The organism is Sulfurimonas sp. HSL3-2 (genome assembly GCF_039645965.1).
Classification (GTDB): domain Bacteria; phylum Campylobacterota; class Campylobacteria; order Campylobacterales; family Sulfurimonadaceae; genus Hydrocurvibacter; species Hydrocurvibacter mobilis.
In genome coordinates, this window is sequence record NZ_CP147917.1 from 292,923 (window position 1) to 307,177 (window position 14,255).

A 14,255-nucleotide genomic window follows, 5' to 3' on the forward strand; every position below is an offset into this window, starting at 1 on the left:
TCTTAGTAATATAAGAGATGCTGTCACAGGTGAGTAAATGAAAAAAATCGCAGTTCTTATATGTTTATACTCTCTTGCGTTTGCAGGCGGACAAAGCGAGAGTTATATCGATGCTAAGCATCATTTAGAGTGGCAGGATACTGCTGCTGTCGAAAATGAACTGAAGTGGGCGATGTCCGGCGCATACTGCCGCTCTTTGAAACTTCTCGGGCAAAACGACTGGCGTCTTCCAACAAGAGAAGAGCTAAAGACCATTATAAAGATGGTTCAGACTCCTCAGGAAGGAAGAAGATTTCATTACGGTACAACAGAAGGATACTGGACTTCTGAAGAGGACACGCAAGATGATGTCAATGCATGGGCTATCTATATGAAAACAGGACATCTGTTCTCAAGTGATAAATGCGATACTGCAAATATGAGATGTGTACGAACCAGCTTTAAAAAATAGTAATTATTAGTTATATTGATTATTATAATAAATTTTAATGATCAAAATCTCTCTTTTGCCAATGTACAGGCAAGTTTGAGTAAAAATATACTTGGATAACGTGAAGAAACTGAATTATTTAAAAGGTTTCAGGAAAAAGAAAAGTTGTCTGATATATAATTCAAGCCTAATCTCACAAAAATGAGATTTTTTTTGGTTGTATATGTGCGTCAGAATATACAGAAAACTACAAAAGGAAGATGAATGATAAAGAAAGTTTTAAGTGCTGCATTTGCATTAGCTATGGTTTTAACTATTAGTGGATGTTCTACAATGCACATGGGTTGGACAGCAGTTACAAAAGCACACACACTAGATGACGGTGCTATGCCGGCATACGATGCTATGTTTACAAAAGTTGCTGAATACGGCGACCCTGCAAGAGCTATGATGAAAGAGTGGAAGGTTCAAGACGGTATATCAGGTGATGATGTAAAAGAATCAATTACTGTACTTGCTGATGAATATAATATGCGTTTGACTGGCTATGTAAAGATGTATACAAAAGAAGACGCAAAACCTGATGAAGTAATGGAAGCTAGAATCTGGTCTTTATGTAATCTTACAACAGCAAAAGTATTCCTTAACTACTCTCGTTACTACGGTGGTTTTATGCCATGTAGAATTATGTATGTTAAATACGGAAACGGCGATGCATTCCTTGTTAGTATGGATATGACACTTGCAATTCATGGTGGACATACACTTCCTCCGGAAATGTTAAAAATGGCTACACTAGTTCAAAAAGCTATGGAAGGAATTCCAGAAAGAGCAGCTAAAGGCGATTTCTAATCACCTTAGGCCCTTTTTGGCCTCTTGGCCTTATAAAGTATCAAAACACTTCTCACACCCTTTTAAAACCACTCCTATAACTAAGTTTATTCTTTTAAATTTCACATCTTTACGATCTCAATGACATAGAAATAGCATCCGTCGCAGTTTTGTAGCTTTACATATCTTTCTGGAAAGCCATTTTATTACATCAGCTATAAGTAGGTATCATCTGTTCTAAAAGGGTTGGTCTGTAATCGTAGAGAGGATATAACAACGAATGAAGTTCAGTAAGAAAGGGTATGGTTTAAAGTGAAGTGTTAACTATGCTAAGGGTACCGGGCGATTTATGACGCCCAATGTACCCTGACGTATGAATGTAATCTTCCTACGGTCTAAATAGTTCATCAAGATGTTCAAATAACTCCATAGAGTTATTTTCCGTATCTTTAAACAGGTTTATAAGTTCATCGGCATCGGGTTGTGTACCGTGCTGTACTATATCTATGATTTTACTTATATTTGTGTGGACCTTGTTATGAGGCTGCTCTATTAATTTAAAGCTTCTGTTATTTGAGAACTCTGCGTTTGTCTCATCTGACTTGTACCATGTGTAAAGATTACAACTGGAATGATCACTGGTGTCTTTGTTGACTTTGCCTTCAAATACAGATGAATATGCATTGTTCTTAAATATAATATGATCGAGTTTGACCATATTGGTAAATAGCTCATGACCGATCAATGAGTTGTCTTCTTTGATCTTTTCTATATTTGTGACCATCTCGGTAAATACATTTTTAAATTGATCCAGTTTTTCTTGAGAACTTACTGTGTATTGTTCGATCTGTTCGCTGTTTTGCGCCATGTTGTTAGAGTTCTGTTTTAAAACACTTATGTTTGCTTCGACTTCGCTTGTCGCTTTTTGGGTTCTTTCGGCAAGCTTACGTACTTCATCGGCGACGACGGCAAATCCGCGTCCATGCTCACCTGCACGTGCAGCTTCAATGGCAGCGTTAAGCGCAAGCAGGTTCGTCTGGTCAGAGATATCTTTGATCAAAGTGATGACATTAAAGATCTCTGAAACATTGGCAGTCAACTGCTCCGAAGAGATTCTGGAATCACTGATCATCTCGGATATGTTTGCAATAGTGTCGATTATCTCATCAGTCGATGCAGATACTTGCGAGACGATATCTCCTGTCAGTTCGTTTAGGTTATTTACCTGATTTACCTTTTCGACATTGTTTTTAAGGCTCTCTCTCAGGTTGTTTGAATTGTTTATAGAACCGTTTATCATACTGTCAGAAAGAGTGAGTGTCAGTTCATTCTTTTTCATACTCTCTTTTATCTCTTGAGCTGATTTTTCAGCTACAAGTGCCTGCTCTTTCTCTTTGACTGATATCTGTTCCACTTTATTTAAAAAAGTATTGAAGCTTGCATTGGCGCGACCAAGTTCGTCGTTGGACTTAACAGGGAGTCTTTTTGAAAGATCGGCATCGCCCTGAGATAACTCCATCGTGACTTTATCTAACTCGTTGATCGGATCGGTTACCGTTCTTTTTATGATATATATCAATAATAAAAGTATAAGTACATCGATCGTCACGATGATGAGCACCTGTCTGATAAGTGAAGACTTGGATTTTTCTACAAGAGACTCTACTTTTGCAATAGGCACACCGGCGAGGGCATAGCCAACGGTCTCATTTGAAAAATCTTTGATAGGTTCTGAAATAACGAAATATCTGTCGGTTCTTTGATAGGTAGCACTATTTTTAATATCGACATTGTTCAAGTCGTTCAAAAATGACTTATCAACGACACTTTCCTTAACGGCTAAGGTAAAGTTGCCGATCTTCGGTGCTTTTGCTAAGGCGGTAGCAGTCGATAAATATTTATTATCCATAACGATAGCCATCAGATAGTTATGATTTTTCTGAGCGTCTTTGATAATAGAATTAAGTCCCTGCATAAACTCGATAGAACCAAGATATCTGTTCTCTTCTATGATCGGTGCGAGACCGCGAAGTATTAATCCCGCTCTGCCGAGTTCAATAGCGACTATCGGTTTTTTCTCCTCTTTGACTGCGACGATCGTCTTTCTAAAAGAGCTGAGGTCATCACCGAACTTTTCCGGTTTCCATGCTCTTAAAAAACTATGGATATTAGCATCATGTATATGGATTTTGATATTTTTGTAGTTGGTATATTCTTTAAAATCCTTAGACACTGTACTGATACCGTTGATAGCAAGTGCTCTGTTATTGGTTTCTAGCGCTTTTACAACACTGTAGTTTTTAGAGATATTGATAGCATTTGTCAGACCGATATTTTCTTTTGCTTCGATAGACTCTTTGTAAAATGCACGAAGAGAATCGTTTTCGGTTTGATATATATCCTGTCTGACATCGTCAATAGAGTAGAAGAAGTTGACAATGATGATCAAAAAACCAAATACCATGGAAGCGATCAGTGGGATATGTATTTTTTTACTTATAGATAAATTTTTCATGGAACTCCTAATATAGAATAATTCATGATTTTAGAACAGTTGTATAAAATTTGTGTAAAATAGAATAGAGGTTACATTTGAAAATCAAGAAAGTTCTCTTATGTTTTATAATTTTATAATGCTGTGAGAGGAACGAGGGAGGTCAGAATATGAAAAGAGAAAGGAGTAGGGATCCAAAAAATTCACAGGTATATCTTGTTGGCGGCGGTATCGCTTCTTTAGCCAGTGCAGTTTATCTTATTAAAGATGCTAAAGTCCCGGGTGAAAATATTCATATACTGGAGCAGGATATGCTTTTAGGCGGTGCACTCGACGGTACAGGCAATCCTGAAAGCGGCTTCATAATCCGTGGCGGCAGGATGCACGAAGAGCATTTTGTCTGTTACTGGGACTTGTTATCAAACATCCCCTCGTATGATGATCCGAATATCTCCGTTAAGGAAGAGTCTTTTGAGTTTAACTCCAGATTCATCTCCCACGCGCAAGCCCGCTTACTCAAAGATGGCAAAAAAGTAGACCTTTCATCGTTCGGGCTCTCTTTTAATGATCAGGCAGATCTGTTAAAACTGACGTTCGCTTCTGAAAAATCACTGGACAATGTTACCATCGAGGAGTGGTTTAAGGAGGAGTTTTTTCAGACGAATTACTGGTATCTTTGGACATCGATGTTTGCATTTCAAAAATGGAGCAGTGTAGCGATTATGAGACGTTATATGAAACGTTTTATCCATTTACTTGACGGTATGCCGCAACTCGGCGGCATCATGCGCACTAAATACAATCAGTACCATTCCGTTGTTATTCCATTACACAGATATCTACAGGAAAGAGGTGTGCATTTTGAGATGCAGACTCGGGTCGTAGATATTGATTTTGAGATAACTGATGAATATAAAAAAGCAATAGCCTTACATGTAAGCCGTGAAAATGAAAAAAAAGAGAAGATCGAGCTGCGAGAGGATGATTACGTATTTATGACAAACGGCTCCATAACGGAAAGCAGCGACATAGGTTCATGGACAAAAGCCCCTCAATTAAAAGACAAATCAACGTCCGGTGCATGGATGCTGTGGGAAAAAGTAGCTAAAAAAGATAAAGCATTCGGAAATCCGGGTGTGTTCAGTGATAATATCGATCTACAAAAGTGGTACTCATATACAGCGACATTAAAAGATGATACTTTTCATGACTATATGGAGAACTTCTCCGGTAATACTGACGGAACGGGTGGTTTGGTAACGATGATCGATTCCAACTGGCTGATGTCGATCGTCATCGCACGCCAGCCCCATTTCCCAAATCAGCCAAAAGACGTAAAGGTGTTTTGGGGATATGGTCTATACCCTGACAGAGAGGGCAACTTTGTCAAGAAAAAGATGTCAGAGTGTAGCGGAGAGGAGCTGCTTGAAGAGTTATGGTATCACCTCAAAGTTCAAGATCTGATGCGACCGGTAGTAGATGCAAAAAAAGTAAACTGTATCCCTGTAGCTATGCCGTTTATTGACAGTTTATTTATGCCCTATGCAGTAGGTGACCGTCCTGACGTATTACCTGAAGGTACAAAGAACTTTGCCTTTCTCGGACAGTTTGCGGAAGTCCCGGATGACTGTGTCTTTACGGTAGAGTATTCTGTGCGATGTGCACAGACGGCAGTTTACGGACTTTTTGAAACAGACAAAGAGGTACTGCCGGTATATGACTCGATTCATAATCCTCTGGTATTAATAAATGCAGTAAAAGCGATTAATAGGTAAGTAAATTTGGAAGTTCATGTAGAAGAGAAAAGGATTGTAATAAACTATTTTTTTGCATCGAGTTTACAGTTTATTTGTGACTATACAGTTCCTTCCCTTCTCTTTAGCATGATAGAGTGCAATGTCAGCTGCTTTGATTAAAAGTTCATATCTTTCTACCATCATAGGGATCGTCGAACTGACTCCAAAACTGAGAGTGATCGGCGGAACATTTGTATCATTTACTATGATCGTATCGAGTTGTTTTAATCTATTTTGAATCTCTTCACAACGCTGTAAAGCACCTTCCATATCCGTATCGTACATAACGATGATGAACTCTTCACCGCCATATCTTGCTACTACATCAGTCACTCTCTTTAGAGAGTCTTTTATGGCAGCCGCAACACTTTGCAGTACATGATCCCCAGTAATATGCCCATAAATGTCATTGAAGTTTTTGAAGTGATCGATATCGCACATGATGATGGAAACAGTGGTGTTGGTTCGTTTTGACATCTCCCATATCTTGTTGATATGTTTTTCAAAGTATCTTCTGTTGTATACCTGAGTCAATGGATCTATTGTCGCAAGTTTTTCCAGTTTTTCGTTTGCATCTTGAAGTTCTTTCGTTCTTTGTTCGACCTTTTCTTCCAGCAGCAGGTTCGTCTTATCCAAGATAGTTGCATAGGAATTTATTTTTGAGACCATAGTTATGATCGCATTATGAATGATCCCGACTTCATCAAGTCTTTTTGTTTTTGTCAGAGTGAAGTTGTTTATTTTAGGATCATATTCCAATACACTTTTTGTAAGTTCTCTTAGATTTTTAAACTCTTTCTTTATAAGAAACGTATAGAGTGTAAGTAGTACAAAAGTAACAAGAAATATTTTTAGCGTCGTTTCTGAATTTTTAGAAAGTACCAGATCATAGTCATTATTGTAAAATTCTAAGTAGATATAACCGATGACCTGCTTGGTGATATCATCTATAATCGGTCTAGAACAACTGTTCATAGTATCAACAGTTGAGAATATTTGTGCTTTTGATACCGATTTTACATCTTTTGGATATTTGAATATTGTACTTGTTTCTGCATCGGTTATCTCTATGGTTTTTAGGTCTTTGTTTTGTTTGATGATCAGATCCAGATATTCACTGTTGGCTTCAGATAGACCAAGTGACATGTTTAAACTGATAATAGGCGAAATGGTATCTATCAACAGTTTGTTTTTTGATTTTTTTGATTCTATAAACTGATCTATAATATTCTCTGAGAGTTGATACCGCTCGAGACCTACGATAAAGAGTGTAAAAAAGACGACGCCGATGATTATTTTGATTTCTATACTCAAACTACGCATTATTTATCCATTTCGATGTATATTTTTGAGATTCTAAGTAAAAGATTGTCCATTTCCATACCATTTTTCTGTAGAGCTTTTATGTTGATATAGGGGACGATCTTCCGGCCTAAAAAGAGAGATATCTCTACTCCCCTGCTAAGAAGAGCGTCATCATATGAGACAGTTAAAGATTTCTGTTTTTTTGCAAATAGAAGAGCATCTGCGATCTCTTTATCAGATGAATTAAACAAAAATATAAGTTGGCTGTCTTTACATGTAGCGATATTTGAATAGTTGTCATGTGTAAATTTTATTTTGTAGTTTTTTAAGCCGTGCGGATAGTTGTTGTTAATTTTGTCGATCAAAGATAAAGCACTTCGCTCATCGACAAGATTATGTAAAATGCATATATCTATTTCATCTTTGAGTTTTGTCTTTTGATTGTCCATCAAAACAAAGCGCGGTAAAATCTTTGAAAAGATCTCTAAAACATCATCATCATATACGGATGCATTGAGTGTAGTGAAGTTTGTCAGTAAGCTGATAAGAAACACGAATCTGGTTATTTGTGATGTCAAAGCAAACTCTTTTTAAAAATTAAAAATATTTATAATATAACACAGTATAATGTGCATACATTATCATAGTTTATATTAGTGGTATATTAATATTTATTAAATACTTAGATCGGGTGCGGAGTTTTGGTGGTTATGAAAAAGTTTGTTTGTTGTGTTGTATTGTCTGTTTTGGCCAGTGCTGATGAACCAAAGAATGTAAATGATTTTGAATCATTGCTTGATGAAGTCAGTAATATTGCTACTAAAAAATCTATTAATGTAGACTATATGCCTTCGGTGGTAACCGTCATCGACGCACAAACATATATGGATGCCGGTATACAAACCGTCTCTCAAGCCTTGGATATGCTGCCCGGTTTTCAAGAGCAGGTCAGCAGTATGGGGTATACGATCACTACTGTCCGGGGATTTAAAAATCCAAATGCTTACTTTGCCGACAAAATAAAGATCTTGGTCGACGGTGTCGCTATTAACAATGAAGTGACGGGGACTACCAGTTTTTATCTCGATTTTCCGCTGCAGCTTGTTGAAAAGATAGAGGTGCTTAGAGGTCCTGCATCGACGATGTACGGAGGCGGAGCGTTTTACGGAGCTGTCAATATTATTACAAAACTCGGTAACTCTAAAAAAGAGAATCAGATCTATCTTGAAGGCGGAAGCTATGGGTATATCACAGCCGGGACAAGCCTTTATACGACAGAAAACGGGTGGAGTATCTTTGCTGACGGGTATGCCGCATCGAATGACAAAAGACTTTATTTTCATGCACAGGATCCTGTCGATAACGGATATTCAGACGAAGCGATGAAAGATTATAGTGTAGGATTCAAAGCGACGAATGGAGGCTGGGAGCTTCTTGCAAGGCTCAAACATGAGACTTCCGGCAACTTTTATAGTTTTGAGGGGGCTTTAGACCCCATTCCGACAAAAGGACAAAACCACTCTAGCATCTATCTGTTCTCGCAGCTTTCTTACAAGACTTACTTTGATGATTATGAACTTGAGACAAAGATAAACTATTCTCACAGGACAGAAAGCGTGAATGCGAATATCGCAAGCATTGCCGAGATCGCCGGGAAATTTTCTGTAGTCGGCATCACAATGACAGATGGATTTTATACGAAGGAAAATCTGCAAGAGGATAATTACGGATTTGAATCTACACTGAATCTGCCGGAGATCGCTTCAAATGATATCTTAGTCGGTGTCGGACTGACTTACGATGTTGTTACAGAGGATAATTATTTTAGCAGTGTGGAAAATGCGATTGTACAAAGCGGTAATATGGCTGCATTAAAAGCCAACCCGGCATTTGATTATAACAATAACGATGAGCCTGCCTACTGGCTTGACCCGACTGCAACGACGGTAGTCCCTAAAGGTATCAGCAGGACAAATATTTACGGATATGCTCAAGATCTTGTCTCGATCACCGATAAGATAGACCTTATTCTTGGACTTCGTTTAGACCATTACTCAGATGTTGGATCTACACTCAGCAGAAGAGCAGGTTTTGTCTATAGAGCTAGCGATACGACAACAATTAAACTTCTCTACGGTTCTGCATACCGCGCACCTACCTTTACCGAAGCCGATGCACTGGGACATATCAACCTTCGTATGGGAGATCCGAATATCAAACCTGAAGAGAGTAATACTTATGAAGCGGTTCTTGTATACTCTCCGAATTTTTACAATAAATTTATTCTCAATTTTTATTATACGAAACTTTATAATGTCATAGACCTGGAAGAGCTCTATGATACACCTGTCGGATACCAAAATTATCCGGATAGAGAGAGCAAGGGTGTGGAGTTTGAGTATTTCTTTAAAACAGGTATGAAGCATAATTTCTATTTTAATGCATCTTATACAAATACCGACTATGCGACATCGCCTGACGGGTCTCAGGCAAATCCGGATCCGTCGATAGTCCAGCGTATGCCCGATATCTCTCCTTTTATGGCAAAAGCTTTGTACATCTATAAACCGACTTCAAAGCTCTCTTTAGGAACGGCATGGAGGTATTTTTCGGCGACTACTCAAACACGTATGCCATGGGTCGTCAGTAGTGTAGAAGCGGGAGACTATAAAGCTGCTGTGCATGAAGTCCATATTGTTGATGAAACACTCACATACAGATTTACGCCGCATAGTCAAATACAGGCAACAATAAAAAATCTCTTTAACGCTCAGGTTTTACAACCCTCTTATTATTATGATTCAGCACATGAAGGGATACAGCGTGAAGGAAGAAATTATCTTATAAAATACATTCATAAGTTTTAGATCTTTAGTCCAGATATAAGATCTCCTGATTGATGGTGTTGATTAATCTCTCTCCGACTTGTATGGAGATGATCCCATGCTTCATCGACTCTTGGATGGAGTCTTTTTGTTTTAAAAGCAATCTTTTCAAAGAGGTCTTAAACTCATAGTTTTTCACATTCGGGTCTTTTGCCAGCTCCTCGATGATCTCTTTTGCTTTTTCGATATCTTTTGTATTATGGTCCGATAGAAGCTGATAGACATGAGTCGATATCAAGGCATCCTTATACATACTTTCAAGTTCCTGAGCCGCACCGTTAATTGCTATAAGTCTGCCTTTTTCAAGCTCATACTCTTCAAGGTTCTTATCTCTTCCGCCAATGTGAAGGATATTTAGCAGTTTTCCGATAGAGAGACCCTGCACGATCAAAGAGAACCCTACGACGCCGAAGGTCATAATCAAGATGATGTCTCTAAACTCATAATCTTTAGGGATGGCAAGAGCCAGCGCCATGGCAAGAGCTCCTCTTACACCGCCCCATACAAATACAGTCTGCCATTTAAAATCGATCTTTTTGTCGATTCTGTTTACGATCTGGGTCAACACAAGTATCGATACTGTTCTGCCGATCAAAACGGAGAGAATGGCTATGATGATATAGTGAAAGTTTGTAAAGATATTGACGATTCCGACCTCTAATCCGATGATGAAAAATACGACAGAGTTGATGACAAATGCGATGTAATCCCAAAAATCTTTTACGGATACTCTCGTTGTCGGACTCATCCCTATCTTTGTTCCATATGTACCTACCATAAGACCGGCAGCTATAACAGAGATGACACCGGATGCATGGAAGTACTCGGCGGTTATATAGGAAAGATAGGTTAAGATCGTAGTCAGGGTGATCTCTATAAGATGGTCATCTATCAGGGCTGTGATCCTTGAAAAAGTAAGTCCTAAAATGGTACCGATCAGTGCTCCTCCAAATGCGACTTCTATGAACTCTTTGAGTCCGTAGATAAAGCTGAAATGACTATGAGATACTATTGCCGATAAGATAATGCCGTACACGACGACTGAAACACCGTCGTTTAGTAAGCTTTCACCCTCGATGATCGAAGAAAGTCTTTTTGGCACACCCAGTTGTTTAAATATAGCAAGGACTGAGATGGGGTCTGTCGAAGAGATAACGGCTCCAAAGAGCAGACAAGCCATTAACGGCATGACACCGTCTGTACTAAAAAGTGAAAATGTACCTTGAAGTAGAAACCCTGTGACAAAAACAGCGACGATCACTCCAAAAACAGCATATATCAATATAGGTTTGACATTCTCTTTTAGTTCATTGGCATTTAAATTAAAAGCTGCTTCAAATAGGAGTGGAGGAAGAAGAACATGGAAGATAAGTTCAGGCGTTAAATGGATATCGGGAAAAATATCAAAAAAGCTTAAAATGATCCCGGCAAATATCAACGCTATCGTGTATGGCAGTTTGCTGTAGTGTCTGACTCCCATAGCAACGGACACTATGGCCATAAAGAGTAATATTATCTCTATTTCAATTGAAGAGTGTATGATAAACTCCTTCTTGCGTTGTTGATAATTATATCTTAAATTCAATACATCTTATGTGATAGAGATCAATCCTCGTTTGAGATAATCGTTATTGAATTTATTTTTCATGGATGGATCCTGCATCATGATCTTGAGCGCTTCAAATGTACCGTATCTCTTTCTATAAGGTCTATCCGTCGTTAATGCATCAAACACATCGCAGATAGCTATAATTGCACCGAAATCGCTGATTTCATATTGTTTCAAGCCATTTGGGTATCCGCTTCCGTCAAATCTCTCTTGATGATGTTTAACAGCATCTATTATCAAAGTGTCATTGATATTGTTTTCTCTTAAAATCTGCAGACTATGCTCGACGCGTTTATATATCTGTTCCAACTCCTCTTTATTAAGTTCAGAGCTTTTATCGATAATATAAGTAACGCGTTTTTTCCCAATATCATGTAGAAGTGCCGCTTGCCCCAGTTTTAAAAGTTGCTCATCATTTAAGTTGAGGATATATCCAAGATGAAGAGCATACACCGTGACATTGAGTGAGTGTACGGGAAGTTTATGGTCATTATGCATCATAGGCATAATATTTTTTAAGTAACTGTTATTGTTTCTGAATAAAAAAATGATCGATTCTATGATAGATACGGTACATAATTGATCTATTTTATTGTCTTTGTTATCTAAATAGTCGGCAAAAAGCTTCTGCACTGCATCATAAAGGAGCTGAAGTGTTTTAGCAGAGTCTTTTTTATCACGTTTAATACGGATAAGCAGTGTCTTGCAATTGACCTTTTTTATATTATCGCTAATATGTGTATGTTTTTTGGCTTTATTCAATACGTATAAGGTGCTGTGTGTCTGTAAAGCCGTATATAGTTTTTGAGTAAGAACAGTTCCGGCTTCTATGATTATGATATATTTGTCGGATCTTTTTATATATATGTCATCAGAAACCGTGTCGCCAACCTGCAAACCGCTTGCATCGAACAGACTATATGATTCATCGGCAAAATCTTCGGTGATCTCGATTATTTTCATTGTAGGCAACTCGGATCAGTCAATAATTGTATATTTTTAAAAATTTTTGTCATGTTGAAAATTTGTTTATTCCTTGATGAATCTTATCGTTATTTAGTAAAGATATAATTATATCCAATTGATAATGTCGGTACTATAAATATCTTCTAACAATTAAATTTTTTATTTTGTGATAGAATTATACAAATAGATGAGTGTCGTCTAAAAATTATTGTTAGGTTCGTTTATGGAAGAAGTATCGATGTTAGATAAGTTGGATTCAAAGGTTTCTGAGATGATACATCAGTATCACAATTTAAAAGGTGAGAACGAGATGTTGAGAAATGAGTTGATGACGTTAAAAGCTGAGCGTGAGATAAAAGATCAAGAGATAGAGAGACTTGCTCAGGAAAATGCTAATAAAGATATGGAAATAGAAGAGATCGTAAATAAAATCGAAAGTATATTAAGTTAATAGCCTATGAGTAAAAAAATATCTATAACCATCGGCGGCAAGCGTTTTGACCTTAATATAGACGATCAGTTCGCTCCGTTTTTGCATAAGCAGATGTCAGTGGATCTAAATGTCGACGGCAATAATGAAGTAAAAAAGATCTTAGAAGCTTATGTCAGAAAAACGTATGAACTATACACGGCGGAACATAAGGTAGAAGAGATTTTAAAAAAATTTGACTAATTTATATTATTATAAGCTTTTTTATATATAATTTCGTTCTCTTTAATATACGTGCGTCCATAGCTCAGCTGGATAGAGCACCGGTTTGCGGTACCGGCGGTCAGAGGTTCGAATCCTCTTGGGCGTACCATTCTTTTATAAAAATCCCCTAAAATATGCTACTTTATGCTAATATATCATCACAAAAAGTTTATAAGTTATTCAAATATGAATAAAAATAAATTGGAAAGATATACGTATAAATAATTTATTGCGAGAAAAATATGAATTTAAGAAAGATATTAATAAGCTTGATGTTTATTCTATCGTTTGCTCTGCTGGTTATAGTACTGATTAAACTCTCTTTAGAATCTGATTTTGCAAAAGTAAGTACTAAAAAGCTTCACGGCGATGACAGCGGTTATAAAATGAAGACAAAATACTATAAAGAGTTTTATTACTCAACCGGTTTCAAGAGAAATCCAAGTAATGAAAATATGGTGTCGCTAGGGCATTTTACTGTAAACATTAATGATAATATGAGACATAGTAAGCTTCTTGTAAAGGTTTCTATTGAAGCAGAAGACGATGCAATCGATGAAATCATGAAAAGACAATCCGTCATTAGAAATGATGTTATCGATAGTATTTTGGATATAAAATCTTCAGGTGTCGATCAAGAACGTCTATCAATAGAGATCAAGAAAAATCTTAATAAAAGACTCAAGGGAGATGTCGTAAAAAACGTTTACTTTGAGAAGTTTATAGTTCAGTAGTAGATCTTTGTACGCAGATCTATGGGAAAGTACCAAGAGGTTTGGAACCCTCTTGGTACGTATGGAGTCTTAACTATTTTCGTATTGAGTTTTTATAGTCTTCGCTAAGCTTTAGATTTTCACAAGGTTTTACAAGACCATAGAGTTCCATCTCTGTTCCGCCAACATGACAAAGTGTTTTTCCCGTTTTATCTAAAAACACGAATAGTTCGCTGTTATGATTCTCTTTTTTGATATGCGGTGAATAGATCACGTAAGCTGCATCGTTTAAAAAACATATTTTCTCACACTCTTTTTGGTACTTTTCACAGCTTTTATCTACACTGCGGATAGCTAAAAAATCATCCTGTAAAGCTTCCTTGAGTACCGGTGCTAAGTTTGGCAGCTCGTTGTCAATATTATCATATTTGTCAATTGTTTTCATCTATGCTCCTTTTATCTACTATTTTATCTTGTATTGAGATAATAATGCAATAGATATCATAAAGCTCTTAGCTTTTTTTATTAATAT

Annotated in this window: 13 protein-coding genes and 1 tRNA gene; 8 read left to right on the forward strand and 6 right to left on the reverse strand. The window is 37.2% G+C overall.

The window, feature by feature from the left end; all coding sequences use genetic code 11:
- Positions 1-37 precede the first annotated feature (37 nt).
- Positions 38-451: a DUF1566 domain-containing protein gene (locus tag WCX87_RS01570; protein ID WP_345980292.1), complete on the forward strand. Its 414-nt coding sequence runs from the start codon at positions 38-40 to the stop codon at positions 449-451.
- 243 nt (positions 452-694) lie between these two features.
- Positions 695-1,282, forward strand: coding sequence for a DUF302 domain-containing protein (locus WCX87_RS01575; RefSeq protein WP_345980293.1), 588 nt, complete (start codon positions 695-697; stop codon positions 1,280-1,282).
- A gap of 367 nt (positions 1,283-1,649) precedes the next feature.
- On the opposite strand, the gene WCX87_RS01580 is transcribed toward WCX87_RS01575, so the two are convergent.
- A complete protein-coding gene (locus WCX87_RS01580; protein ID WP_345980294.1) occupies positions 1,650-3,776 on the reverse strand; it encodes a methyl-accepting chemotaxis protein in 2,127 nt (708 codons plus the stop codon).
- Positions 3,777-3,925: 149 nt separating this feature from the next.
- Between WCX87_RS01580 and WCX87_RS01585 the strand changes: the two genes are divergently transcribed.
- A complete protein-coding gene (locus WCX87_RS01585; protein WP_345980295.1) occupies positions 3,926-5,530 on the forward strand; it encodes an oleate hydratase in 1,605 nt (534 codons plus the stop codon).
- A 63-nt stretch (positions 5,531-5,593) separates the two neighbouring features.
- Here the strand turns inward: WCX87_RS01585 and WCX87_RS01590 are convergent, their stop codons facing one another.
- Together WCX87_RS01590 and WCX87_RS01595 are read right to left on the reverse strand one after the other, a co-directional pair.
- Positions 5,594-6,865, reverse strand: coding sequence for a diguanylate cyclase (locus WCX87_RS01590; RefSeq protein WP_345980296.1), 1,272 nt, complete (start codon positions 6,863-6,865; stop codon positions 5,594-5,596).
- Between the two features lie 8 nt (positions 6,866-6,873).
- A complete protein-coding gene (locus WCX87_RS01595) occupies positions 6,874-7,434 on the reverse strand; it encodes a YfiR/HmsC family protein (protein WP_345980297.1) in 561 nt (186 codons plus the stop codon).
- A gap of 132 nt (positions 7,435-7,566) precedes the next feature.
- Here WCX87_RS01595 and WCX87_RS01600 point away from each other — a divergent pair, with 132 nt between their 5' ends.
- Positions 7,567-9,723, forward strand: coding sequence for a TonB-dependent receptor (locus WCX87_RS01600; RefSeq protein WP_345980298.1), 2,157 nt, complete (start codon positions 7,567-7,569; stop codon positions 9,721-9,723).
- Positions 9,724-9,727: 4 nt separating this feature from the next.
- Here the strand turns inward: WCX87_RS01600 and WCX87_RS01605 are convergent, their stop codons facing one another.
- Positions 9,728-11,326 (reverse strand): Na+/H+ antiporter, encoded by a 1,599-nt coding sequence (locus WCX87_RS01605; RefSeq protein ID WP_345980299.1) that lies wholly within the window; start codon positions 11,324-11,326, stop codon positions 9,728-9,730.
- 6 nt (positions 11,327-11,332) lie between these two features.
- Entirely contained in the window at positions 11,333-12,313 is a 981-nt protein-coding gene (locus WCX87_RS01610) for an HD domain-containing phosphohydrolase (RefSeq protein ID WP_345980300.1), read from the reverse strand.
- Between the two features lie 226 nt (positions 12,314-12,539).
- Between WCX87_RS01610 and zapB the strand changes: the two genes are divergently transcribed.
- The 4 genes from zapB to WCX87_RS01630 all read left to right on the forward strand — a co-directional run bounded on the left by zapB (position 12,540) and on the right by WCX87_RS01630 (position 13,744).
- Positions 12,540-12,767 carry a cell division protein ZapB gene (gene zapB, locus WCX87_RS01615; protein WP_345980301.1) on the forward strand — a complete coding sequence of 76 codons (228 nt, stop codon included), beginning with the start codon at positions 12,540-12,542 and terminating at the stop codon, positions 12,765-12,767.
- Between the two features lie 6 nt (positions 12,768-12,773).
- Entirely contained in the window at positions 12,774-12,989 is a 216-nt protein-coding gene (locus WCX87_RS01620) for a hypothetical protein (RefSeq protein WP_345980302.1), read from the forward strand.
- Between the two features lie 53 nt (positions 12,990-13,042).
- Positions 13,043-13,119, forward strand: a tRNA-Arg gene (locus WCX87_RS01625).
- 163 nt (positions 13,120-13,282) lie between these two features.
- On the forward strand, positions 13,283-13,744 hold the full coding sequence (locus WCX87_RS01630) for a flagellar basal body-associated FliL family protein (RefSeq protein WP_345980303.1): 462 nt from the start codon (positions 13,283-13,285) through the stop codon (positions 13,742-13,744).
- A 73-nt stretch (positions 13,745-13,817) separates the two neighbouring features.
- Here WCX87_RS01630 and WCX87_RS01635 read toward each other — a convergent pair whose 3' ends face one another.
- A complete protein-coding gene (locus WCX87_RS01635; RefSeq protein WP_345980304.1) occupies positions 13,818-14,168 on the reverse strand; it encodes a hypothetical protein in 351 nt (116 codons plus the stop codon).
- Positions 14,169-14,255: the final 87 nt, after the last annotated feature.

Excerpts from the sequence above, each read along its gene's own strand:
- WCX87_RS01580 (WP_345980294.1), bottom strand. The coding sequence starts at position 3,776 with ATGAAAAATTTATCTATAAGTAAAAAAATACATATCCCACTGATCGCT.
- WCX87_RS01610 (WP_345980300.1), bottom strand. The coding sequence starts at position 12,313 with ATGAAAATAATCGAGATCACCGAAGATTTTGCCGATGAATCATATAGT.
- WCX87_RS01620 (WP_345980302.1), top strand. The coding sequence starts at position 12,774 with ATGAGTAAAAAAATATCTATAACCATCGGCGGCAAGCGTTTTGACCTT.
- WCX87_RS01600 (WP_345980298.1), top strand. The coding sequence starts at position 7,567 with ATGAAAAAGTTTGTTTGTTGTGTTGTATTGTCTGTTTTGGCCAGTGCT.
- WCX87_RS01570 (WP_345980292.1), top strand. The coding sequence starts at position 38 with ATGAAAAAAATCGCAGTTCTTATATGTTTATACTCTCTTGCGTTTGCA.
- WCX87_RS01575 (WP_345980293.1), top strand. The coding sequence starts at position 695 with ATGATAAAGAAAGTTTTAAGTGCTGCATTTGCATTAGCTATGGTTTTA.
- zapB (WP_345980301.1), top strand. The coding sequence starts at position 12,540 with ATGGAAGAAGTATCGATGTTAGATAAGTTGGATTCAAAGGTTTCTGAG.
- WCX87_RS01635 (WP_345980304.1), bottom strand. The coding sequence starts at position 14,168 with ATGAAAACAATTGACAAATATGATAATATTGACAACGAGCTGCCAAAC.
- WCX87_RS01630 (WP_345980303.1), top strand. The coding sequence starts at position 13,283 with ATGTTTATTCTATCGTTTGCTCTGCTGGTTATAGTACTGATTAAACTC.
- WCX87_RS01585 (WP_345980295.1), top strand. The coding sequence starts at position 3,926 with ATGAAAAGAGAAAGGAGTAGGGATCCAAAAAATTCACAGGTATATCTT.